Annotated in this window: 25 protein-coding genes; 12 read left to right on the top strand and 13 right to left on the bottom strand. The window is 63.9% G+C overall.

From position 1 onward, the window contains the following. The first annotated feature begins 101 nt into the window (after nucleotides 1-101). Nucleotides 102-440, top strand: coding sequence for a hypothetical protein (locus V1286_RS08845; RefSeq protein WP_145963696.1), 339 nt, complete (start codon nucleotides 102-104; stop codon nucleotides 438-440). Nucleotides 441-513: 73 nt separating this feature from the next. Here the strand turns inward: V1286_RS08845 and V1286_RS08840 are convergent, their stop codons facing one another. Then, nucleotides 514-1248, bottom strand: coding sequence for a TetR/AcrR family transcriptional regulator (locus V1286_RS08840; protein WP_334478958.1), 735 nt, complete (start codon nucleotides 1246-1248; stop codon nucleotides 514-516). 112 nt (nucleotides 1249-1360) lie between these two features. Here V1286_RS08840 and V1286_RS08835 point away from each other — a divergent pair, with 112 nt between their 5' ends. From V1286_RS08835 to V1286_RS08815, 5 genes are all read left to right on the top strand, one after another. Then, entirely contained in the window at nucleotides 1361-2767 is a 1407-nt protein-coding gene (locus V1286_RS08835; RefSeq protein ID WP_334478957.1) for a carotenoid oxygenase family protein, read from the top strand. 152 nt (nucleotides 2768-2919) lie between these two features. Continuing rightward, nucleotides 2920-3318 (top strand): MAPEG family protein, encoded by a 399-nt coding sequence (locus tag V1286_RS08830; protein WP_334478955.1) that lies wholly within the window; start codon nucleotides 2920-2922, stop codon nucleotides 3316-3318. Between the two features lie 136 nt (nucleotides 3319-3454). Continuing rightward, nucleotides 3455-4033, top strand: a complete 579-nt coding sequence (locus tag V1286_RS08825) for a hypothetical protein (RefSeq protein ID WP_334478953.1) — start codon at nucleotides 3455-3457, stop codon at nucleotides 4031-4033. Between the two features lie 44 nt (nucleotides 4034-4077). Then, nucleotides 4078-4635 carry an inner membrane-spanning protein YciB gene (locus V1286_RS08820; protein WP_334478951.1) on the top strand — a complete coding sequence of 186 codons (558 nt, stop codon included), beginning with the start codon at nucleotides 4078-4080 and terminating at the stop codon, nucleotides 4633-4635. 130 nt (nucleotides 4636-4765) lie between these two features. Next, nucleotides 4766-5062: a hypothetical protein gene (locus V1286_RS08815; protein ID WP_108519745.1), complete on the top strand. Its 297-nt coding sequence runs from the start codon at nucleotides 4766-4768 to the stop codon at nucleotides 5060-5062. Nucleotides 5063-5141: 79 nt separating this feature from the next. Here V1286_RS08815 and V1286_RS08810 read toward each other — a convergent pair whose 3' ends face one another. From V1286_RS08810 to V1286_RS08775, 8 genes are all read right to left on the bottom strand, one after another. Beyond that, nucleotides 5142-6074 (bottom strand): sugar-binding protein, encoded by a 933-nt coding sequence (locus V1286_RS08810; protein ID WP_334478950.1) that lies wholly within the window; start codon nucleotides 6072-6074, stop codon nucleotides 5142-5144. Between the two features lie 90 nt (nucleotides 6075-6164). Continuing rightward, nucleotides 6165-7247: an ABC transporter permease gene (locus V1286_RS08805; protein WP_334478949.1), complete on the bottom strand. Its 1083-nt coding sequence runs from the start codon at nucleotides 7245-7247 to the stop codon at nucleotides 6165-6167. After that, the gene (locus V1286_RS08800; protein WP_334478948.1) at nucleotides 7247-8011 is read right to left on the bottom strand and encodes an ATP-binding cassette domain-containing protein; all 765 of its coding nucleotides are present in this window, start codon (nucleotides 8009-8011) and stop codon (nucleotides 7247-7249) included. The genes V1286_RS08805 and V1286_RS08800 overlap by 1 nt, the downstream gene beginning before the upstream one ends. Before the next feature lie 12 nt (nucleotides 8012-8023). Next, a complete protein-coding gene (xylA, locus tag V1286_RS08795; protein WP_334478947.1) occupies nucleotides 8024-9346 on the bottom strand; it encodes a xylose isomerase in 1323 nt (440 codons plus the stop codon). Beyond that, nucleotides 9347-10801 (bottom strand): xylulokinase, encoded by a 1455-nt coding sequence (gene xylB / locus V1286_RS08790; protein ID WP_334478946.1) that lies wholly within the window; start codon nucleotides 10799-10801, stop codon nucleotides 9347-9349. It abuts the gene before it with no gap. 99 nt (nucleotides 10802-10900) lie between these two features. Further along, complete coding sequence (locus tag V1286_RS08785; protein WP_334478945.1) at nucleotides 10901-11944, bottom strand: LacI family DNA-binding transcriptional regulator; 1044 nt, start codon at nucleotides 11942-11944, stop codon at nucleotides 10901-10903. Between the two features lie 78 nt (nucleotides 11945-12022). Next, the gene (locus V1286_RS08780) at nucleotides 12023-12697 is read right to left on the bottom strand and encodes a DUF429 domain-containing protein (protein ID WP_334478944.1); all 675 of its coding nucleotides are present in this window, start codon (nucleotides 12695-12697) and stop codon (nucleotides 12023-12025) included. Continuing rightward, the gene (locus V1286_RS08775; RefSeq protein ID WP_334478943.1) at nucleotides 12694-14346 is read right to left on the bottom strand and encodes a fumarate hydratase; all 1653 of its coding nucleotides are present in this window, start codon (nucleotides 14344-14346) and stop codon (nucleotides 12694-12696) included. Before V1286_RS08775 ends, V1286_RS08780 begins: the two co-directional genes overlap by 4 nt. Nucleotides 14347-14532: 186 nt before the next feature. Between V1286_RS08775 and V1286_RS08770 the strand changes: the two genes are divergently transcribed. The 5 genes from V1286_RS08770 to V1286_RS08750 all read left to right on the top strand — a co-directional run bounded on the left by V1286_RS08770 (nucleotide 14533) and on the right by V1286_RS08750 (nucleotide 17218). Continuing rightward, nucleotides 14533-15087 carry a hypothetical protein gene (locus V1286_RS08770; protein WP_334478942.1) on the top strand — a complete coding sequence of 185 codons (555 nt, stop codon included), beginning with the start codon at nucleotides 14533-14535 and terminating at the stop codon, nucleotides 15085-15087. Between the two features lie 76 nt (nucleotides 15088-15163). Continuing rightward, nucleotides 15164-15640 (top strand): hypothetical protein, encoded by a 477-nt coding sequence (locus V1286_RS08765; protein WP_334478941.1) that lies wholly within the window; start codon nucleotides 15164-15166, stop codon nucleotides 15638-15640. 246 nt (nucleotides 15641-15886) lie between these two features. After that, nucleotides 15887-16072: a hypothetical protein gene (locus tag V1286_RS08760; RefSeq protein ID WP_334478940.1), complete on the top strand. Its 186-nt coding sequence runs from the start codon at nucleotides 15887-15889 to the stop codon at nucleotides 16070-16072. 90 nt (nucleotides 16073-16162) lie between these two features. Then, on the top strand, nucleotides 16163-16837 hold the full coding sequence (locus V1286_RS08755) for a methyltransferase family protein (RefSeq protein ID WP_334478939.1): 675 nt from the start codon (nucleotides 16163-16165) through the stop codon (nucleotides 16835-16837). Nucleotides 16838-16858: 21 nt separating this feature from the next. Then, nucleotides 16859-17218 carry a GFA family protein gene (locus V1286_RS08750; RefSeq protein ID WP_334478938.1) on the top strand — a complete coding sequence of 120 codons (360 nt, stop codon included), beginning with the start codon at nucleotides 16859-16861 and terminating at the stop codon, nucleotides 17216-17218. A gap of 52 nt (nucleotides 17219-17270) precedes the next feature. Here V1286_RS08750 and V1286_RS08745 read toward each other — a convergent pair whose 3' ends face one another. Continuing rightward, on the bottom strand, nucleotides 17271-17978 hold the full coding sequence (locus tag V1286_RS08745; protein WP_108519846.1) for a glutathione S-transferase: 708 nt from the start codon (nucleotides 17976-17978) through the stop codon (nucleotides 17271-17273). 208 nt (nucleotides 17979-18186) lie between these two features. Between V1286_RS08745 and V1286_RS08740 the strand changes: the two genes are divergently transcribed. Beyond that, on the top strand, nucleotides 18187-18540 hold the full coding sequence (locus tag V1286_RS08740) for a DUF3606 domain-containing protein (RefSeq protein ID WP_334478937.1): 354 nt from the start codon (nucleotides 18187-18189) through the stop codon (nucleotides 18538-18540). Between the two features lie 186 nt (nucleotides 18541-18726). Here V1286_RS08740 and V1286_RS08735 read toward each other — a convergent pair whose 3' ends face one another. The 3 genes from V1286_RS08735 to cckA form a co-directional block, all read right to left on the bottom strand. Further along, nucleotides 18727-19407 (bottom strand): lectin, encoded by a 681-nt coding sequence (locus V1286_RS08735; protein WP_334478936.1) that lies wholly within the window; start codon nucleotides 19405-19407, stop codon nucleotides 18727-18729. Between the two features lie 144 nt (nucleotides 19408-19551). After that, nucleotides 19552-20565 carry a Tim44 domain-containing protein gene (locus V1286_RS08730; RefSeq protein WP_417021118.1) on the bottom strand — a complete coding sequence of 338 codons (1014 nt, stop codon included), beginning with the start codon at nucleotides 20563-20565 and terminating at the stop codon, nucleotides 19552-19554. 238 nt (nucleotides 20566-20803) lie between these two features. Continuing rightward, on the bottom strand, nucleotides 20804-23368 hold the full coding sequence (cckA, locus tag V1286_RS08725) for a cell cycle histidine kinase CckA (protein WP_334478933.1): 2565 nt from the start codon (nucleotides 23366-23368) through the stop codon (nucleotides 20804-20806). Nucleotides 23369-23473: the final 105 nt, after the last annotated feature.

Genomic DNA, 23473 nt, shown 5'->3' with positions numbered 1-23473 from the left:
CGGCCGGCGTGTTTTCGCCGCATTAACGTCAAAGCTACAGCCTTGAGTGCTTGATATATTCTCACGTCACGGATTTTAACGGCGGCCACACCGGAGCGACGATGCTAACGAGAATCATGGTTCTGCTGGTTGCAGGCTCCGCCCTCACCGGCTGCTGCGCCTCCGGCACCGGCTGCTCGACGACACAGACCGCAGGCGCCCCGATCGCCTGGGACGGGTTGGGCGAACCACCGACGGCAAATGACGCGCCGGGCGAGCCAAAACGGCCGGCAAAGCGAAGAACGGCCCGCAATCAGGAGATCATTCTCGGCCCGCTGAACGATGCCCCGGCCCAATCGAACGCCAAAGCGCGGTATGACGAGTGGACACGGCAGCCCAACGAAGACGCGGAAGCCGACGCAAGGCTCGCGCGCCAAACCAAGATTTGCAGGGGTTGCTAAGCGGCACGCCATCCACACCGTTGGCCGCGCAGGTCCATTCCGGCGCCAGCGAACTCGCCCCCAAACCGCTGTCCTATAGCGCCGGCGGCCGTGCGACGGTCGAGACCAGCATCGCATGTAGCAGCTGGTCGACGCCGGTGCCTTCCGGCAGCCGGTGCAAAATATCCTTCAGCCGTCCATCGAGCAGCAGCGTGGTGAAGCCGTGCACCAAAGACCACGCGCGCGCGATGGCCGCGGCCTGGTCAAGCGACAATGCTTCCAGCGCCGCGCCGGTGAGCTTCTCATCACGGCCGAGGCCAGCCGCGGTTGCCAGTCCTTCGAAGGAGGCAGTGGCCGCCTCGTGCAGCGACGGCCGCGTCATGTCGAGCCGTTCGGTTCGGAACATCAGCCCGTACATGCCGGGACGCGCCTCCGCATAGGCGACATAGGCCTTGGCGCGCGCCATCGCCTTCATCAGGGGGTGCGTTTCAGTCTGGCCCGCGGCCGTCATGGCCTCGTTGAAGCGCCGGAAGCCGATGGCGGCGAGTTCGCTCAGGAGCCCTGTGAGATCGCCGAAATGATGGGTCGGCGCGGCGTGCGACACGCCGGCCTCGCGCGCCACCGCGCGCAGCGTCAGGCCCGCCAGCCCATCGCGTTCCAGCACCCGCTCGGCGGCGGCGAGCAAGGCGTCGTGCAGATCGCCATGATGATAAGGGGCCTCGCCGGCTGGACGGCGACGCCGGCTGGCCGGCCTTTCGGTCACGGCTCTTGCCGGCTTGCGCTTCGCGGAGGGACGGCTGGTTCTGGCTTCTCTCGAGATTCTTGTCATACGAATCCTTATAGCTGCAATTTTTACACTGTAAAGATTTTGCTTGACGGTCGATGACAACGCGCTTACTGACATCTTTACGATGTAAAGATATATCCGGAGGAAACGTAAGATGCTCGACCAAGTGGCGACGACCAATACGGCGCGGGACAATCTGGCGCCGATCCCGATGGAATGCGACGCGCCGCATCTCAAGGTGACCGGCGAATTGCCGCGCGAGCTCAACGGCACGCTCTATCGCAACGGGCCCAACCCGCAATTCGAGGCGCCGGGCGCACACTGGTTTTTCGGCGACGGGATGCTGCACGCCTTCCACTTGGAGAACGGCCGCGCCAGCTACCGCAACCGCTGGGTCCGCACCCCGAAATGGCTGGCCGAGCACGACGCCGGCCGCGCGCTGTTCGGCGGCTTCGGCCGCAAGCTGCCGGGTGCGCCGGCCGGGATCACCGACGACGGCGGCGTCGCCAACACCAACATCATCTTCCATGGCGGTAAGCTGCTGGCGCTGGAAGAAGGCCATCTGCCGACCGAGATCGAGCCCGACACCCTTAATCGCGTCGGCTATTGCGACTACAAGGGCGCCATCAAGGGACCCTTCACCGCGCATCCCAAGATCGATCCTGTGACCGGCGAGATGGTGTTCTTCGGCTATAACGCCGCAGGCCTCCTTACCCCTGCCCTCTCCTTCGGATCCGTCAACGCCTCCGGCGTGGTGACGCGGTTCGATCGCTTCGATGCGCCCTATGCCAGCATGGTGCACGACTTCATCGTCACCGAAAACCATCTGCTGTTTCCGATCCTGCCCATCACTGGCAGCATGGAGCGGGCGATGCGCGGCAAGGCGCCTTATGCCTGGGAGCCCGAGAAAGGCGGCTACGTCGGCGTCATGAAGCGCAGCGGTTCCGCCAAGGACATCGTCTGGTTTCGCGCTGAGAGCTGCTACGTCTTCCACGTCATGAATGCGTGGGAGGAAGGCAACCGCATCATCGCCGACGTGATGCAATTCGAGGAAGCGCCGCTGTTCTCCCATCCCGACGGCTCGAAGACCGATCCGCAGAAATCGCGCGCGCGGTACTGCCGCTGGACTTTCGACCTCGCCGGTAATACCGACCGCTTCACGCAAACCTATCTCGACGATCTAACCGGCGAATTCCCGCGCATCGACGACCGCCGCGCGGGACGCGCGAACAGCCATGGCTGGTACGCCTGCGCCAACCCAGATCTGCCGATGTTCGGCGCGCTGTCCGGCATCGTCCAGGTCGACGGCAAGGGCAAGCGGCTCGGCCATTATCTGCTGCCGGCCGGCGACACCATTTCCGAGCCGGTGTTTGTCGAACGCGGGCCTGATGCCGCCGAGGGCGATGGCTGGCTGCTCGCCGCCGTCTGGCGCGCGCAGGAGAATCGCAGCGATCTTGCGGTGTTCAACGCTCAGGACGTCGAATCAGGCCCCGTGGCGCTGGTGCATCTCGGCCATCGCGTGCCCGACGGCTTTCACGGCAATTGGGTCGGCGCGGCGTAAGCGCAATCTCTTGCAGCAGTCATTCCGGGATGGTCCGAAGGACCGGACCTCAGATGCGCAATTGCGCATCGGGGAATCTCGAGATTCCGGGTTCGATGCTGCGCATCGCCCCGGAATGACGTCGTTGAACGCACAGCCTCGGGGAGACACACATGCATCTGCCCTCGATCACGTCAGCCTATCTCGCCATACTCGCCCTGCTCTATACCATCCTCGCCGTTCAGGTCGGGCGGCTGCGCATGAGAGACCGGACGGCGTTCGGCGACAACGGAAGCCTCGCGCTGCGGAGCGCGATCCGCGCGCATGCCAACTTCATCGAATACGTGCCGATCATTACACTGATGGTCGCGATGCTGGAAATGTCCGGCCTCGGAGCCATGTGGGTCCATCTGCTGATGGGCGCGCTGCTGTTGTCGCGGCTGCTGCATCCGCTCGGCATGTACGCCGCGCCCAATACTCTGCAATTCCGCGTCAGCCGGATGGGCGGCATCACCATCACGCTCGTTTTACTGCTCGCCTGCGCCCTGACGATCCTGGTCCGCGTCATATAAGACCACAAGCCATTGCAAATACGTTGATTTCTCACTTAGCTGGTTTTATTTTGACACTGTAAAGATTTTTCTTGACGACTCCCGACCCTGCCCATAGTGTATCTTTACGATGTAAAGATTAGCCCGAGAGGCTGCCATGACCATCTTCCTGATCCTCGCCCCATTCGGTTCGTTCGCCCTGCTGATGCTGGTGACCTCCGCCGAGATCAGCCTGTTCGCATCGGCCGGGATCTGCCTCGCCGTCATCGGCATCGACGTCTACCGCGGCCGTTCGATCAAGATGCTCGGCGCAGGCTGCGCCGTCGTGTTCGCCGCACTCGGCGCATACATCGCGCTGATCGATCCGAACTTGAGTCATTCGGTTGTCAAGCTGACAGTTGATATCGGCGTGCTTGCAATATCGCTGGCGTCGCTCGTCATCCGCAAACCGTTCGTGCTGCAATATGCGCTCGAGGAGGTCGATGCCGAGACGGCGAAGCTGCCCGGTTTCAAGAAAGCGATCTATATCATCACCTGGGCATGGACCGGCGCCTTTGTCCTGATGATCGCGGGTAACGTGCTGATGATCTACGTGCCGGGCGTGCCGCTCTGGTCCGGGCTCGTGATCGCCTTCGCCGCCCGCAACAGCGCCGCCTATTTCACGACTTGGTATCCACAATATCGCAAGACAAAGTATGGCTCCGCGCCGGCCAACGCCCTACCGGGCACCCACTAAGTACCCTTTCGATCCGCAACAATCCTCCAGCAGAAAGCAAGCCGATGAAGGACGTATTCGCCAGACTGGGCGCCGATTTTTTCTCCACCATCCTGTTCATCGCGATCTACCTCACCACCGACAATGTGCTGCTGGCGACCGGCGTCGCGATCGCAGGCGCCATCGCACAAGTGATCTACTCGCGCGTCAAGGGCAAGGAGCTCGGCTACATGACCTGGGCGAGCCTCGCGCTCGTCATCGTGCTCGGCAGCGCGACGCTTTTGACCCACGACCCCCGCTTCGTGCTGGCGAAGCCCGCGATCGGGCATTTTGCGATCGGCGTCATCATGCTCAAGCGCGGCTGGATGTTGCGCTATATGCCGCCGATCGTGACACAGACCATTCCCGAATACGTCACCTTCGCGGGCTATGCCTGGGCCGCGCTGTGCTTCGTGCTCGCCGCCGGCACCATCGGCGTCGCCATGACCGGCGACATGAAGCTGTGGACGTTCTACGTGACCGTCGTACTGGTCGGCGCCAAGATTGCCGCCTTCGCAATTCAATACATCGCGTTTCGTGTCTTGGTCGGTAGCCGGCTTCGCGCTGCCGCCCAGCGCGCCTAAAGAAATACGCGTCAAAAGGACGCTTGAGACGGTTGGGCTTGTATGGCGAGATAGGCTATACCGCCGGTCGAGTTGGCGGGATCTCGCAAACCATTCCGGTTTGCCGGGAAGAAATGTCGGGGAGACAAAGATGGCCGTGGACGGAAACTGGAACATCACCATGAGCACGCCGATGGGCGAGCGCAATGCAACGCTGTCGCTGACGAGCGCGGGTGGTACGCTGACCGGCACCCAGGGCGCCGACGGCAATTCCGGCGAAATATTTGACGGCACCGTCAACGGCGACGACGTCGCCTGGAAGATCTCCATCACCAACCCGATGCCGCTGACGCTTGCCTTCACCGGCAAGGTTTCCGGAGACAGCATGTCCGGCGAAATGGGCATCGGCCCGATGGGCAGCTTCCCCTTCACGGGATCGCGGGCGTAAGAGCCTCCATCGATCGCGATCAGATCGGAACTGACGGTCCGGGGCCCTGCCCCGGACCGTTTCCGCGTTCACGCTGGACCTATTTCAGCATCTGCGCGACGTTGTCCTTGGTGACGAGATCGAGGCCGGTATGGACGATCTCCGGCACCTTCCCGCCCTTCTTGATCGCGAGCAGGACATCCATCGACTTCTCGCCCATCTCGAACGGCCGCTGCCCCGTCAGCGCGTTGGCATAGCCGTCACGCAACAGCTCGAGCTGCATCCTCAGCGTATCTGCAACGACGAGGGTGAACTTGCCGGACTCGATGTCCTTCTTGTTCTTGCTGGCGAAGGCCTTGAAGCCTTCCGGCGCGAACATCGGCCAGCCGCCGACCGGCACGATCGCGGCGAGGTCGGGCGTTGCGGTCCGCAGGTCCGTCATCTGCTGAACGGCGAGCGCGGGATCGTCGTTGCAGAACGTCGGTGAGCCACCGACCTCGACCCATTTCGATCCCTTCAGCGCCTCACGGACGCCATCGACGCGCTCGGCGAGGTTCTTGGCGCCTGGCCCGCCCGAGACCATGGCGTATTTGCCGCCCTCGGGACGGAGCTGCAGCAATTGCTTGCCAAGCGCGACACCGAACTCCTTGTTGTTGGTGCCGATATAGGCAATGCGCTTGGACCCCGGCGCATCCGCATCGAAAGTGATGACGGGAATGCCGGCAGCACTCGCCGCCTCGATCGACTTGGTCATGGCCGCGACGTCGGCGACCGAGATCGCGAGGCCATCGACCTTCTGCGTGACGAAGTCCTGGATGATCTGCGCCTGCGTTGCCGGCTCATGCTCGACCGGCCCCCTGTAGATGCATTCGATGTTGCCGAGCTCCTTGGCGCGCTTCTGGCAGCCGTCGCGCGCGAAATCGAAGAACGGATTGTTCATCGCCTTGGGCACGATGACGAAGCGGTAGGTCTGGGCGAGCGCCGGCGTCACCATCATCGCGATCGCCATGCCGGCAAGCAGAACTTTCCTCATTGGTTCCCTCCACACGTTTGATTGCCTATCCTCAATTGCCTGATCCGGGAGCGGATAGACGAGGCCTTGTTGTCTCCCGGCCAGTGTCTCTCACAGCATCCGCGAGCGGACCCGGTCGACCAGCACCGCCAGGATGATGATCACGCCCACCAATGTCTGCTGCCAGTAGGAGCTGACCTGTGCGAGCACGAGGCCATTGCGAATCACCTCGAGCAGCACGCAGCCGACGATGGCGCCGAGCGGCCCACCGATGCCGCCGGCAAGGTTGGCGCCGCCGATCACCGCGGCCGCGATCACGGTGAGCTCATAGGAGGTCGCCATGTTCGCCGGCGCCGAGCCGAGCCAGCCGCAGATGATGATCCCCTGCAGGCCGGCGGCGAGCGCGCAGATTACATAGACCTCGATCTTGACCCGCACCACCGAGATGCCGGTAAGTTCGGCCGCCTTCTCATTGCCGCCGAGCGCGAAGACGTGACGGCCGAACGTCGTATGGTGCAGCGCGACCGCCATGAGCAACGCGAGGATCACGAGATAGATGAACGGCATGGGCACGCCGAGCACGTCCCCCGAGGTCAGCGCATAGAAATAGTCGGCATCCGGCCCGCCCGGAAAACTGCCGCGGCCGTTCGAGACGACATAGCCGAGGCCGCGCACGATCGAGAGCATGCCGAGCGTGGTCACGAACGGCGACAGCCCGAGCACGGCGATGCAGAAGCCGTTGACGAGGCCGACGATCAGCGCCACGCTGAGCCCCGCAAGCACCGAGACGACGAGGATGAGACCGGGCGCGTTGGCGACCACGGTCTTGCCGTCGGCGGCGAAATGCACGAACAGCGACGCCCCCGGCATGCCCGGCGTCGACAGGCCAGTCATCATCATCGAGGTGATCATGGCCGAGAAGCACATCATCGAGCCGACCGAAAGATCGATGCCGCCAGTAATGATGACGAAGGTGACGCCGAGGGTGGCGATGGCGATGAACGAAAAGTTCTTCGCCACGTTCTGCATGTTGCCTTGGGTGAAGAAGAAGGGGCTCGCGAAATGCATCACGATCAGCAGCACGACCAGCGCGAGCGTGACATAGGCGGTTTGCGACGCGAACACGCCGCGCTGCCACCACCTGGACTGGCCGACATTGGTGAAGGAGATCGGGGATTCCATCGGCAGAGCCATCAGGCCGCCTCCTTCGCGCCGGTGATGAGGGCCGTCACCTCTTCGGGGCTGGTATCGGCGATCGACTTGTCCGCCCGCTTCTCGCCCCGCCGCATCACGACGACGCGGTCGCAGACCGCGAAGACGTCGGGCATCCGGTGCGAGATCAGCATGACGGCCACGCCCTGCTCCTTCAGGCGATGGATCAGGCTCAAGACCTGCTCGACCTGACGGACCGAGATCGCGGCGGTCGGCTCGTCCATCATCACGAGCTTGGCGTTGGACAGCCGCGTCCGCGCGATCGCGACCGCCTGGCGCTGGCCGCCCGACATCTGCTTGACGAGATCATGCGGCCGGGTCTCCGAACGCAGCTCGCCGAACAGTTCGAGCGCCCGCGCCGCCATCGCCCTGTGATCGAGGAAGGCGAACGGGCCGATCTTGCGCTTCAGCTCGCGGCCGAGGAAAACATTGGCCGCAGCCGTCAGATTGTCAGCGAGCGCAAGATCCTGGTACACGACCTCGATCCCAACGGCGCGGGCGTCAACCGGGCGATAGAAATGCACGACGTTGCCGTCGAAGCGCACCTCGCCATGACTCGGCGGAAAATTGCCGGCGATGATCTTGACCAGCGTCGACTTGCCGGCGCCGTTGTCGCCCATCAGGCCGACGACCTCGCCCGGATAAACCTTCATGTCGACGTCATGCAGCGCGCGGATCGCGCCGAACTCCTTGCCAATGCCGGTCAGCTCCAAAACCGGTTGCGCTGTTGCATGAGGACTTGCCATGAACGGCCTCGCTCAAACGTACCGGTTAACCAGAGATTCCAGATATTCCTGACGGCCCGAGCGCGGCTGCGGATCGAACCCGGACCCCATCGCGCGATCGGCGAGATCGGCCAGCGAATGCTGGCCCGCGAGGATCGCGCGCCCCTCGGCGCCGGCCCATCCTTTATAGCGCTCGGCGAGCGGCGCAGTGAGCACGCCCGCATCGAGCATGTCGGCCGCGGCCAGGAAGGCGCGTGCGCAGGCATCCATCGAGCCGACATGGGCATGAATCAGATCGTCGGGATCGATCGACTGGCGCCTGATCTTGGCATCGAAATTGAGCCCGCCCGACGTGAAGCCACCGCGGTTCAGTATCTCGTGGAACACCAGAACCAGCTCCGACACGTTCATCGCGAACTGATCGGTGTCCCAGCCCAGCAAATCGTCGCCGCGATTGATGTCGAGCGAGCCGAACACTCCGAGCGCTTCCGCAAGGGCCACCTCATGCTGGAACGAATGGCCGGCGAGGATGGCGTGGTTCTGCTCGATATTGAGCTTGACGTCTTTCAAGAGGTCATAGCGCTGCAGGAAGCCGTAGCAGGTCGCGACGTCGAAGTCGTATTGATGCTTGGTAGGCTCCTTCGGCTTCGGTTCGATCAGGATCGGGCCCTTGAAACCGATCTTGTGCTTGTGCTCGACGACAAGCGAGACGAAGCGGCCGAGCTGGTCGAGTTCGCGACCGATGTCGGTGTTGAGCAGCGTCTCGTAGCCCTCGCGCCCGCCCCACAGCACATAGTTCTGGCCACCGAGCCGATGCGTCACCTCGAGCGCGGCGCGCACCTGCCCCGCGGCATAGGTGAAAATCTCCGGATCCGGATTGGTCGCAGCACCCGCCATGTAGCGGCGATGCGAGAACAAGTTGGCCGTGCCCCAGAGCAGACGGACCTTGGCTGTCGCCATCTTCTGTTCGAAGACATCAGCGATGGCGTTCAGATTGGCAACGGACTCGGCAAGCGTCCGCCCCTCGGGCGCCGCATCCGCGTCGTGAAAGGCGAAGAAGGGAACGTCGAGCAGGTGGAACAGTTCGAAGGCGACATCGGCCTTGGCGCGCGCCTGTGCCATCGCATCGGAGCCATGGTGCCAGGGCCGCAGAAAAGTCTCGCCGCCGAACGGATCGAGCCCGGGCCAGCAGAACGAATGCCAGTAACAGACCGCAAAGCGCAGATGATCTTCGAGCCGTCGCCCGCGCACGACGCGGTCCTTGTCGTACCAGCGGAAGGCGAGCGGAGTTGAGGCCTGCGCGCCGCCATAGGCGATCGGCGTGCGGATGGTGAAGAATTCGGATGCCGCGTTCACTTAAGTACACTCCTTCAGCGCAGGATAGAGCTTTCGCCATTGATGATAGGCGTCGTCATAGGCCGCGACCGCCGACGGGCGCGGCATGAACGTCGATAGCCGCCGCGGACGCGTGCAGACATCCAGAGGCTCTTCGCCGGTCGCGGCGAGCCGGCCGAGCCGCGCCGCGCCGAGCGCAGCCCCTACCTCGCCCTCCTCGACGCGGTGGACGGGAATGCCGAGCACGTCGGCGCAGATCTGCGCCCACAGCGCCGAGCGCGATCCGCCGCCAACGAAATCGACCTCCGTAATATTCGAACTGGCGCTTCCCAGCGCATTGAGATTATCGCGCGCCGCAAACGCCACGCCTTCGAGCACGGCCTGTACCATCTCGTTACGCCCGCTCGCGCTGCGAAGCCCGACGAACGTACCGCTCGCCGCCGCATCATTGTGCGGCGTGCGCTCGCCATCAAGGTAAGGCAGGAATTTTACGGGGCTCGGCCGGTCTGCGACGTCGCCCAACGGCGCGAGCAGCGCCGGTGCCGGCGTGGCCATCACATCCGACAACCAGGCCAGCGACGCCGCCGCCGCCAGCATCACGCCCATCTGGTGCCAGCGGCCGGGCAGCGCATGGCAGAAGGCATGCACGGCTGACGCCGCCGCCGGCGCAAACCGGTCGGTGACGCGGAACAAAACGCCCGATGTTCCCAGCGACAGGAAGGCGTCGCCCGGCGCGATGGCGCCAAGCCCGATCGCACTCGCGGCGCAATCACCGGCGCCTCCGGCAACCACGACGCTTTGTGTCATGCCCCAGCGCTGCGCGAGTTCAGGTGAAAGCATCGCGCTTGCCTGGCTGCCTTCGACGAGGCGCGGCATGTGGCTGATGTCGAGACCGGTGGCCTGCAGCAGTTCTTCGGACCAACGGCGCCGGCCGACATCGAGCCATAGCGTTCCCGCCGCGTCCGACATGTCCTCGACGATCTCGCCCGTCAGGCGATAGCGGACATAGGCCTTGGGTAGCAGCACCTTGGCCAGTTTCCTGAACGTCTCGGGCTCGTGCCGCGCCACCCACAACAGCTTTGGCGCGGTGAAGCCGGGCATCGCGAGGTTGCCCGCGATCGCGTGCAACGCGGGACAATGCCGCTCCAGTTCGGCGCATTCGGCATGCGAACGGCCATCGTTCCAGAGGATGGCCGGACGCAAGGGACGGCCGGCGGCGTCGAGCAGTGTCGCGCCGTGCATCTGGCCGGACAGTCCGATGCCGCAGACAGCAGCCGTTTCGCGCGGATGCGCGGCCGCGAGATCATCGACGGCGCCGATCGCGGCATCGACCCAGGCATCGGGGTCCTGCTCGGACCACAGCGGTGCGGGATGCGACAGCGCAAGCTCACGCGCGGCAGTGGCGATAACGGCGCCAGCCTCGTTCACGAGTACCGCCTTCACACCGGACGTGCCGATGTCCATTCCGAGATACACGAACCATCCTCCCTTCCGGCTCTGCGCGGTGTGCGAACTGCGTCGCCTTTCCCGCACGAGAGCCGTCTTGCAATGTCGCCTGTCGTCCGGCCGCTCCGATTACGGCAGATTGTCCCGCATCACGATGTCGATCCGGATCTTCTCCTGCTCACTCAAGATCGGCTCGCCGCGCGCAAGCGCCAGCAGCACCCGCACGGCGGCGCGCGCTTCATGTCCCGGGTTCTGCGAGATCGCGGCATCCATCACGCCCTGCAGCAGCAGCTTGCGTGTCAGCACTGTGACGTCGTGGCCGACGAATACGACCTGCTTGTCGCGCCCGGACTCGATCAGCGCCTTGGCGACACCCGGCGTCCCGGCGCCGACATTGTAGAGGCCGACCATGTCCGGATGATCACGCAGCAGGCGTGCGGTCAGCTCTTCCGAGCGCGCATCGTCGTCGCGGCCTTCGAGCACCGGCAGCACATCGAGGCCTGCGAATTCGGACGCCATCACCTGGTTGAAGCCGAAGATGCGTTCGGCGTGGTCGCGCAGGCCTTGCGAGCCCGCGATGATCGCGACCTTGCCCTGGCGCGCGCGCACCAGGCGGCCAACCAGCGCGCCCGCGGAGCGGCCGGCCGCGATATTGTCGATGCCAACATAGTGGTGACGCCGCGAAGACGGCACGTCCGATACCAACGTCACGATTTCGGTACCGCTATCGACGAGATCATTGATCGCTGCCCGCACGCTCGGATGATCGAGCGCGACTACCGCCACGCCATCGAAATCCCCGGCGAGCTGCTCAAGGCAGTCGGTCAGCACCATCGGATCGAACACGTCGGTTGCGATTACCTCGACCGAAAGACGGCGCGCCGAAAGCCAGCCCGACATCTCGCCGAGATAGGCCTCGATCTGCTGCATGAAGAGGTTCGGGCCCGACGGCATCACGAAGGCAAAGCGCCGCGCACGGCCGCGGGCGAGTTCGGCCGCCGCGACATGCGGCTGGAAGGCGTTACGCTCGATCGCCTCCCTCACGCGCCGCACGGTGTCCGGCCGCACGCCGGGGCGGTTGTGCAGCACGCGGTCGACGGTGGCGAGGCTGACGCCGGCCTGGCGGGCGATGTCCCTCAGCGTCAGCGGCGCGCTCGCGACCTCTTCCTTCATGGCGGTAACCTAGCAGAGGGTTTTTGAGGTACGCAACTCATTTTGAGGCGGAATTTTTACTACCCTGCAGAAGTATCCCTAGAACCAGATCTGCATCGGCAGGCCGTGCACGTCCAATGGCGGCGCCCCCTCCGGAACGCAGCCCTGCGGCTCCCGTGCTGCAATCGCAACCGCGCAGGCGTCCAGCACATCGTCGCGCTTGGCGCCGGTGCCGATGCGTGCCTCGCTCAGCCACTCGTCGATCTCGCGAAAGCCAAAGCGCTTGAGCAGCCTGCGGCGGAGCGCATCGCCCTCCTCCGACTTCTTCGGCGGAAGCGGCTCGCAGCCGTTCATCCGCAGGAAGACAAGTTCAGGATGGACCTCGCGGATATCGCGTGCGGGATGCGCGCGAACGAAGGCGTCGACCTCCGAAATCTTCGGGCCGAGATGCCAGAGCTGCCGCGACACTCGTTTCTGGCCGCGGCCTAGCGCGTCCTTGTTGGCCTTGTCCGGATCATCGAACTCCTGCCAAAGCCAGCGCCGCGCGCCCGTGAAGACGCGCGACGTATGCGGGCGGAGTCTTTCACGCGCGAGTCGATCACAATCACGCTCGCCGTCATCGGTCATGCCGACCGGGATATCGATGCCGGCACGGTGGAACGGGCGCGCCAGCGCATCCACAATATCAGCGTGGAAGGAGATTGTTTGCCGGTTGCCATCGAGGCATACGGCGACCCACCCCTTGCTGAACCCGTCGAGGCCCAGCGCCCTCACCCCAGATTCAATTCCTTGAAGAAGTCGTTGCCCTTGTCGTCGATGATGATGAAGGCCGGGAAATCCTCGACCTCGATGCGCCAGATCGCTTCCATGCCGAGTTCGGGGTATTCGACGACCTCGACCTTCTTGATGCAGTGCTCGGCGAGGTTCGCCGCAGCACCGCCGATCGAGCCGAGATAGAAGCCGCCGTGCTTCTTGCAGGCCTCACGCACCGCGACCGCACGGTTGCCCTTGGCCACCATCACCATCGATCCGCCAGCCGCCTGGAACTGGTCGACGAAGGAATCCATCCGACCTGCGGTAGTCGGACCGAACGCGCCGGAGGCGTAGCCGTCGGGCGTCTTGGCGGGACCGGCGTAATACACCGGATGGTTCTTGAAGTAATCCGGCAGCGGCTCGCCCTTCTCCAGCCGCTCGCGCAGTTTGGCGTGCGCGGAATCGCGGGCCACGATCATAGTGCCGGTCATCGAGACGCGCGTCTTGATCGGATATTGCGACAGCGTCGCCAGAATCTCCTTCATCGGTTTGTTGAGATCGATCTTGACGACCTCGCCGCCGAGCGACTGTTCGACGGCCGGCAGATATTGCGCCGGATTGTGCTCGAGCTCCTCAAGATAGACGCCGTCTTTTGTAATTTTGCCGAGCACTTGGCGATCCGCCGAACAGGACACGCCGAGTCCGATCGGCAGCGACGCGCCATGGCGAGGCATCCGGATCACGCGCACGTCGTGGCAGAAATACTTGCCGCCGAACTGCGCGCCGACGCCGAGCGACTGCGTCATCTTGAGAATTTCCTGCTCCATCTCCAGGTCGCGGAACGCGTTGCCATCCGCCGAGCCTTGGGTGGGCAGCGCGTCGAGATAACGCGCGGATGCAAGTTTTACGGTCTTCATGCAGAGCTCGGCGGAAGTGCCGCCGATCACGATCGCAAGGTGATACGGCGGGCACGCCGCGGTGCCGAGCGTGAGCACCTTCTCTTTCAGGAACGCCAGCAGGCGATCCTTGGTCAGAACGGATGGAGTCGCCTGGAACAGAAAACTCTTGTTGGCGGAGCCGCCGCCCTTGGCCATGAACATGAACTTGTAGGCGTCATCTCCCTCGGCGTAGATCTCGCACTGCGCCGGCATGTTGTTGGCGGTGTTCTTTTCCTCATACATCGACAGCGGCGCCACCTGCGAGTAGCGCAGGTTACGGCGCAAGTAAGCGTCGCGCGCGCCTTCCGAGAGCGCGGCCTCATCGTCGCCGTCGGTGATGACGTTGCAGCCCTTCTTGCCCATGATGATCGCGGTGCCGGTATCCTGGCACATCGGCAGCACGCCGCCGGCTGCGATGTTGGCGTTCTTCAGGAAATCGAACGCAACGAACTTGTCGTTGTCGCTGGCTTCCTTGTCTTCCAGGATCGAGCGCAACTGCTTCAGGTGGCCCGGCCGCAGGTAATGATTGATGTCGCCGAACGCAGCCTCCGACAGCGCCCGCAACGCCTCGCGCGACACGACGAGCATGTCCTTACCGAGCACCTTTTCGACACGCACGCCCTCGGCCGTGATCTTCTTGTAGGGCGTGGTGTCCGGTCCCAGCGGAAACAGCGGCGTATGCTTGTAGGGCGGAACGGGTTTTTGGTCAGGGAAGGCGGTCGGGGCGTTCATGTCGACATCTCGGGTTGGAGCTGGCGGCGGCCAGAACGGCGCCGCGGCGATAGACCCGTTCTAAGCATTTTTCGACCAAAAGGAAGGTTTTGCTTGCCCGCCAGATGCGGCCGAAGCAGGCCATTACGGCCGCCCATCGGCGGTTGAACCGTTCCGGGCCCTCTTCAGACAAATCCGAGATTTCCAATGGTCCCTGAATCGATTGCGAACGTAATGAACTCCGCCATATTGCCTGACGCAGCCTCTCGCCCCATCCGCGCGCCGCGGCTGCTCGGGCTTTATCTGCTTCTGATCATCATCGCTGCCATCGAAGCCTTCGACGGGCTGTCGCACGTGCCGATCCTGTTCGACGACATGTCGAAAATTCCGGGTCCCGGCGTCGGCGGCGCGATCATCAAGGCTTACATTGCGAGCCATCCCCTGCTGGCGCTGGCCGCACTGGCGTTTGCCACCGTCGGCCGGCTGCGTTACGCGATCATCACGCTGGGCGCGCTCGTGCTCATGACCTGGCTGAACTTCATGCCCTCGGTGGTACGACACGGACTGGATTTTCGTGGTGTCTCCGCCTTCGAGACGCCGGTCCGGATCGTCGCGTTTCCGCTGATGGCCGCCTGCGGCATCGCACTTGCCGCACGCAGCCAGCGGCTGGGACTCGCCACCATGCTGGTCAGCATTCCCACGCTGTACAATGTCTTCGCCGTGATCGCCTTCGGGATCGGCGTCATCCTCTACGGTTTCTGAGAAGCAGTTGACTTCCGCGCGCGGCCCTTGCAGGAAATCCGCGCGCGGGGTTCAATGGCGCAAAGGGGCATTCACAATGGCTTTGGGATCACAATTTCGCCGACCAACCTTGCTTGCCGCCACGCTGGCGCTGGTTGCTGTGGTCGGCGCATCGCCAGCGCAGGCCGACCGCTGCGACGATATCGCCAAGGAATTGAAGAACCAGATCGACGGCCTCAAGATCAGCGTCAATACCGGCAACATGATCTATCTGACGCATCCGGCGGCGAAGGAGCTGTCGCTCGGCTGCCGCGGCCGCAACTATTCCAACGAGCTCTACGCCAAGGCGGACCGCAAGCCGAAGCCGCAATTCTTCGAACTGATCGCCTCGGCCGGCGCCATCATTTTCACGATTCCGAAGCCCGATGTTGCGACCGGCTCCTCGCGCTGCATCAAGCGCATGGGCATCCTGCGCGGCGACAAGGTCTCGATGCGCTTCCGCCGGCTCAACATGGAATGCACGCGCACCAAGACCGAGGCTTCGATCGTGGTGACCCGCGGCAAGGACGAGTAGGTGCTATAGCCTTTTCGAGCGAAAGCCTGCCCCGGACTTGATCCGGGGTGGACGCCGGTTCGCGTCAAGAAAACGCGTCAAAACAAGAATCCAGAGCTCCCGGTCCGTTGCATTCTAACGATTTCGCGAGCCGCCCGTTCACCATTGGCCGCGATTGACGGCGTCGGCGCGGAACTGCCGCACGGAATTCACCAATCGTTCGCTTCAAGCCGGCCAGTGTCGGAGGCAACCAAAAGGACGCTTCCGATGAATGTCTCTGCTGTCCCCGCAACGGTGGTGGTCAAACCGCCTGAAGTCCCCGTGTTCAAGGCTCCCGACAAGACCCCCGTCGTGCAGAACGGCGCTGCCGCCGACGGCACCCGCACGCCGAAGCCGACGCTGGTCGCTCCCCTGCCGCCAGGTCAGGGAACACGGATCGACCAACTGGCGTAGCGTTTCACGTTCCGGCCAGGACGAAACCAACGCCGCAAGTTTGCCGGAAAATCGCGCGATCATGCTGTCACGGGCGAATGGAACCCGAGCATGATCGCAAAGCTTCTGCTGCAAAACACCATCGTCGTCATTGCCATGGGCGCGCTATTGTTCGGCGCGGCGGGTTCGCTGGACTGGCCGGCGGCGTGGGTAATGCTGATCGTCAGCGCGATCCTTGGTCCTGCCTGCGGATTGTGGCTAGCCAAGACCGATCCGGCGCTGCTCGCCGAGCGCATGCGACCGACATTTCAGGCCAACCAGCCTACCGCCGACAAGATATTCATGCTGATCTTCTTCCTGGCGCTGTTGCTATGGCTTGTTGCGATCGGCCTCGACCGGCGCGCGAACGCCTCCGACGTTCCGCTGCTGCTGCAGGCGCTCGGCCTTGCGATGTACTTGGCCTCGATCGCCTTCATCATGTGGGTGTTCCGCGAGAATTCGTTCGCCGCGCCGGTTGTCAAGGTGCAGGCCGCGCGCCACCAACGCGTGATCTCGAGCGGGCCCTACGCCTTCGTCCGTCATCCCATGTATAGCGGCGTCATGCTGTACTTCCTTGGAATACCGCTGCTGCTAGGGTCGTGGTGGGGCGTGGCGATCGCGCCGGTGTTCGCCGTCCTGTTCGCCATTCGCGCCCGCATCGAGGAGCGCGCGCTGGTCGAGGGATTGCCTGATTATGCTGACTACGCCGCACGCGTGCGCTATCGTCTGGTGCCCGGACTTTGGTGAAAAAGAGGATGGCGAAGCGGAATGCCCGATAGCAAGACCTACACCGGCGGCTGCCATTGCGGCCAGGTACGATTCGAATGCACCAGCGATCTTTCGATGGTCACCGCCTGCAACTGCTCGATCTGCACCAAGAAGGGGCTGCATTTCACCTTCCTCGACCCGAAGAGTTTTCAGCTCCGCGCCGGCGAGGAAAACCTGAAGGAATACCTCTTCAACAAGCACGCGATCCACCACCAGCTCTGCGTCGATTGCGGCGTCGACGTCTTCGCGCGCGGCAAGAAGCCCGACGGCAGCGATGTGGTGGCGCTGAATGTGAGCTGCATCGACGGCATCGAACTGTCGAAGCTGAATATGACGCCGGTGGATGGACGGAGCATGTGACGGCAACGCCGTCACTCCGGGGGCGCGCAAAGCGCGAACCCGGAATGACGAACTACCCATCCAGCACCTTGTACCTCCGAAAGATCCCGTCCTCGTTGAACGCAATCCTCCGGTCGCTCGCCAGATACGTCTTGATGTTCGGGCGCGCAGCGACGCGGTCGTGCAGTTCGACCAGGCCGGGAATTTCCTTCTCGAACTTCTTCATGCGTTTCGGAAAGGCGTAGCGAAGACCTTCCACGATCTGGAACAGCGAGAGGTCGACGTAAGTCAGGCGGCGGCCGGTGATGTAGGTGCCGCCATTGGCCGCCAGCAGGTCCTCGAAGTAACCCAGATATTTCGGCACGCGCGCCTTCCAGAACTCATCGGTGCGTTTCTTCGCGGGCGCTTTCTGCTCCTCGTAGTAGAGCGACGGACCGAGCGGGTGATGGGTGTCGTGGACTTCCAGCACCAGATCGGCGATCGTGAGCTGCAACTGATGCACCCAGAGTTTGCCGGCCTCCGACTTCGGCGCCAACCCGTGCCGTGATCCCAGATAGAGCAGAATATTGGCGGTCTGCCCGATCACGAGCTTGCCGTCCTTGAGGAACGGCGGTGCGAAGGGCGGCGCTCCCTTCCGCGCTTCCATCATTCGCATCATCGCGGCCATGCCGTTGCCGCGGCGCGCGACGTCGGCGTAGCGGGCGCCCGCCTCTTCCAGCGCGAGGCGGACGTATTCGCCACGGCCCTGAATGCTCGGCCAGTAATAGAGCTCGTAACGCATCGATGATACCTCCGCTGCCGGTTTTGACCGACATAACAAATCATCTTGCGGTTCGTTCGTCACGCCAAACGCGGCGTCCGCGCGACCGTCGCGGCATGAACGCGGCGCCCAGATCTCCACAGCTCCGAATCTGTCCGAATGCGAGCGGGCGTGATAGTTTGCCTCCCGTTCGAAGCATCGATTTTCTCAACACGACAGGAGAATGCGGATGGCGGACAACACGAAGAAGCGCGGCGGGGCCGATCGCGGGCTGATCGCGTTGAGCGAGCCTTACGAGGTCGCTTACTGGTCGAAGAAATTCAAGATCACGCCGGCCAGGCTGAAAGCCGCCGTCAAGAAAGTGGGGCACTCCGCCAAGAACGTGGACGCCTATTTCAAGCTGCAGAAGCACAAGGCCTCCGACCGGGCACGGATCGCGGTGAGCCAGCCCTACGAAGTCAGCTACTGGTCGAAGAAGTTCAGGGTCACCCGTCGGGCATTCGTCGAAGGCCGTCGGCGCCCATCTCGCCAAGCGCAAGGCTGCGAAGAAGGCGAAGAAGAGCGCCAGCAAAACTCCCGGTAAAACGATAGAGAAGCGTGCAAAGAAAAAGGCCGCCTAGCGGCGGCCTTTAACGCAAGGCGCGGCTTGCAGGGATTCGTAGCCCGGATGAAGCGAAGCGCAATCCGGGGCCGCACGCAGGAGAACCCGGGTTTCGCTGCGCTTCACCCGGGCTACGACTTCCCGCTCCTCGCATTGACGTTCGTGAGCTCAGTTCGCTGCGAAGCAATAGAACAGTCCGTCACCGCCGGTGCTCTTGAGGTCGGCCTGCGAGCAACCGCCATCCGGACCGCGCGAGGGGTGCGAGGAGTTCCAGGATTTCGAAGCGTCGTCGTCGCGCAGGCCCATGCGGTCGGAGTGGCCGACCATCGCCGCGCCTTGCGTCGAGCTCGTCCAGTTCTTGCAGGTGCGATCCTCGCCAGCCGCAAACGCCGACCCGTCCGCCTGCGATCCCGTCAGCACGTCGTGACGATTGGGCGTATCGCCGCGGCCGTTGATGACCTCGCCCTTCTCGCTGAGCGCGGTCTGCTTGGTGAGGCCGTTGGCGCCGTGCAACTCGGCGACGTCCTTGGCGACCACCGCGCCCTTGGCATTCTTCCACGGCCCCTTGCCGATGCGGTCGCGCGCATTGACGGCCGGCGTGCCGTCGGCGGCTTGCGTCGAGAGATAGGCGCGCCAGGTCTTGCCGCCCGCTCCGGCTGCCTGCGCCAATGTCTGGCAGTGATTGTCGGCGCCGGCGAGCCCGCCGAGATTGCCGCCATTGCCGATGCCGTTGCTGGTCAGGAAGAAACTGATATCGGCCGATTGCGCCTGCGCGGGCGCGCTGGCGAGGGCCGATAGGGCAGCAAGTCCAAAGCATGCCGGCGAGATGATTCTGGCGAAGCTCTTCATCTGGTTTCTCCCTGTTATTTTTCGTTCGTTGCCATCAACACATCACGGCGACCATTATTCCGGAGCGAAATGAAGCGGGCATTCTGGCAAAGAAAAAGGCGCCGCGGAACGAACCGCAGCGCCTTCCTCGTTACGTTGTGGCGATCAGCTGGTCTGCTGGATCGCCGAGAGTTCCCAATCGGCGCCGCGTCGACGGGCAAAGGTCCACACTTCGGTGGCTTCGATCGGCGTTTCGCTGCCCGAGACCAGGCGGCCGGTGGTGCGCTCCAGGGTCTTGTCGACCAGCGAGAACCGCATCGCCACGCTGGCGAAATCGGTTTCGCCTTCGCGCCAGGCTTCGGCGAGGTCGCCCTGCAGCAGCTTGACGTCGGTCACCTTGTTGACGTCGTTGCGGGCCTTGTTCTCCTCGAGATCCTTGGAGAAGTAGGACACCATCTCGGGCGTCGCCAGCGTATGCAGTTTGGCGACATCCTCGTTCGACCATGCAGCCTGGACCTCGCCGAGCAGACGCTCGAACGCTTCATAGTCGGCCGGCTGGATTTCCAGCTGCGGCTGGCTCGATCCCAGCCCAAAGCCGCCGAGGCCAGAGCGGAAGCTGCTCTGGGCGCCGGGGCCTTCGGCGGCAGGAGCAGGTCCCGTCGCGTAGGCGGAGGCCGGCGTATGGCGGCGCTGCCACCACGACATCGCCAGCCGCACCACGATAACGATCAGGGCGATCTGCAGCAGCAGGCCGATGATCGAGGACAGGCCGCCGAGGCCGGAGAACAGGCCGCCGCCGGTCAGCATGCCGAACAGGCCTGCGCCAAGGAAGCCCATGGCGAGACCGCCAAGCATGCCCCCCATCATTCCGGGCCGGTTGAAGAAGCCGCCCTTGGCGGCCGCGCCGGCAGCCGCCGGTGCGCCCACGCCAGGAGTACCCGGCTGGGTGAAGGTACGGTTCATGGGCTGCGCCGTGCCCGGCGCGGTGGTGGTGCTCGGGGGCGCCGAATAGGTCCTCGATCCCCGCGAACCGGAACTGCCGCCACCGCCAACGCGGGCGTCAGCCGCCGAAATCGAGATCGCCAACGGAACCGCCACCGACATCACGATCGCGATGGTCCGTATAATTCCGCGCGCAGTCAGCGTGAAATTCATGTCTTTTTCCTCATTCCCCGACATTGGAGAAGTGCCCCTAAGATGGGCAGGACCACCCAAAAGTGAAGCCGCCATAGGGACGCATGGCTGCGGCCCTCGGTCGCGGGGATGTGACGATTTAGCCCTGAACCAGCATTAATCAATGGTTTAGGGCCAGCAATGTCAGCTCGCGCAGGATGCGTAGCCGAGAGAACTCGCCCTCGAATGGCGGTTCCTCCGGCGTGCTGAAGCATTTCATACGGGCGGACTTGACAGGCAGATCTCAAGAAGCCGTCATCGTCTCCTTCACCTTCTCGACCAGCGCGCTCAGCGCGAACGGCTTCGGCAGGAAGGCGAATTGCTCGTTTTCCGGCAGGCTCTTGTCGAAAGCTTCTTCGGCATAACCTGAGACGAAGATGATCTTGAGGCTAGGATTGCGCTTGCGCATCTCGCGCAACAGCGTCGGGCCGTCCATTTCCGGCATCACGACGTCGGAGACGACAAGATCGACCGCGCCGTCCTTTTCGTCCAGCGCTTCCATCGCCTCGATGCCGTTGGCGGCCTCGATTACGCTGTAGCCGCGCGAACGAAGGCCGCGCGCATTCAGGGAGCGCAGGCCATCCTCGTCTTCCACCAGCAGGATGGTGCCCTGCCCGGTCAGGTCGGGCCGCGGCTTCGGCGGCTCGGTTCCGGCTTCCTTTGCCGCCCCGTTTGTGGCCTGCGCTTCGGGCTGGGTCTCCAGTTCGGCACGATGGCGCGGCAGGAAGATGCGGAACGTGGTGCCCTCGCCCGGCGTGGAGTCGACGTAAACAAAGCCGCCGGTCTGCTTGACGATGCCGTACACCGTCGAGAGACCAAGCCCGGTGCCCTTGCCGACCTCCTTGGTCGAGAAGAACGGTTCGAAAATCTTGTCGACGATGTCGGCCGGGATTCCGGTACCGGTATCGGAAATGTCGATCCGCACGTAATCGGCGGCCGGCATGCCCTTGTGGGTGAGCTGGGCTGCTTCATCCACCGTCACGTTGGCGGTCCGCACCGTCAGCTTGCCGCCATCGGGCATGGCATCGCGCGCATTGACCGCGAGATTGACGACCACCTGCTCGAACTGCGAGACGTCGACCTTGACCGGCCAGAGGTCGCGGCCATGCACGAGGTCGAGCTTGACCTTCTCGCCGATCAGCCGCCGCAGCAGCATGGTGAGATCGGACAAGGCGTCGCCGAGGTCGAGCACCTGCGGCCGCAGCGTCTGGCGGCGCGAGAATGCGAGCAGTTGCCGCACCAGCGTCGCGGCGCGGGTCGCGTTCTGCTTGATCTGCATGATGTCCTGGAACGACGGATCGGTCGGCTTGTGCGCGTTCAGCAGGAAGTCGTTGGCCATCATGATGGCAGACAGCACGTTGTTGAAGTCGTGCGCGATGCCGCCGGCGAGCTGGCCGACCATGTCCATCTTCTGCGACTGGTTGATCTGGTTTTCCAGCGTGCGCCGCTCGGTAGTCTCCAGCAGATAGACGATGGCGGCTTCGGTGTCGCGCTCGTCCTCCTCGACCGCGGTGACGAAGAACTGCCCCCAACGCTCCTTGGCCCCGTCGAGCATGGCCTCGACGGGGGCAATGTCGCCCTGCCCTTCCGCCGCCTGGTTGATCGCCGCAATCAGAAGGCCGCGGTCGCGCGCGTTCACGGTGCGGAAGATCGACTTGTTCGCTGCGCCGTCCGGGCTGAGGTTCTGCGCCAGCTTGGCGAAGCGCGCGTTGGCACGGACGACAGCGCCGCCGCGGTCCACCGTCGCAATCGCCATCGGCGTATGGTCGAAGAACCGCATGAAGCGGACTTCGGCGGCGCGTTCGGGGTCGGAATGCTCGTCGCGCGTGCGGCTGATCACGAGCGTGCGCGAGGAACCCGGCGAGCCGTCGGCGCCGAAAGCCAGCTTGTGGTAGAGCCGCACCGGCATGGTCCTGCCGCCGCGCATGCGCAGGTCGATGTCGAACACCTCGGTCTTGACCTCGCCGGGCACCGCCACGATCGAAGTCAATAGCGCAGCGCCATCGCCGGAGACGATATCGGTGAGCTTCAGCCCACCCGAACCGATCTCGGCGAGATCGTAATCGAGCCAGTTCGCCAGCGTGGCGTTGACATAGATGACGTCAGCGGCCGGACTGACCGAGAAGAATCCGCATGGCGCGTGGTCGAGATATTCGATCGCGTGCTGCAGTTCCCGGAACACATCTTCCTGGCGCTCGCGGTCCCGCGTGATGTCGGCGATCGACCACACCGCGTATTTTGCTTCGCGCTTGCTCTGGCCGAGCGGACGAACCCGCATCCGGAGCCAGCGTCCCTGCGCACCGTCAGAGCCGGCGATGCGGACCTCCTCCTGCTGCCGCTTGCCTTCGCGGGCGGCCTTGAGCAGGCGGAACACGGCTTCGGAGACGTCCGGGTTGCCGATGAAGACGCGTTCGATGGGGCGCACGTCCTGCGGGCTCGCGGCGCCCGTCAGCGCCAGATAGGCGGCGTTCGAATAGACGACATGGCCCTTCGGGTCGGTCACGGCCAAACCGTCATGGGCATGATCGGCGATGCGGCCCATCACGGGGTCGTCGGCGGCGCGGTCGGTGAAGCGGATGATCCCGGCGGCAAAGGCGAACAGATTGAACAAACCGACCATGGCGAGCAGCGCCAGCACGCCAAGGATATAGGGCTGGGCCTGGGCGCGACCGATGGTCATGAGCGCCACCGCCACCGCCACGATGCCGGCAGCCACCAGCAGCACCAGCACGATGCTACCGCCCCGCCGCGCCGGTTCGTGGGCCGCAAGGGGCCCGGTCGACGGATGGCTGTCAGTTTCGACGGTCATAGGAAGCGGCGTTGCCCTTCGGCAAGGAGTCACGCGCCGGTCAGGATGGCCGGCCGCAGGTAACCCCGCGTTCGGCTGGCGCACCCCTCCTGAGTGCCTGAATCG

The organism is Bradyrhizobium algeriense (assembly GCF_036924595.1).
In the GTDB taxonomy this organism is placed as follows: Bacteria; Pseudomonadota; Alphaproteobacteria; order Rhizobiales; family Xanthobacteraceae; genus Bradyrhizobium; species Bradyrhizobium algeriense.
The sequence above is the reverse complement of the archived record's forward strand: the minus strand, read 5'-3'. Positions and strand labels throughout refer to the sequence as shown.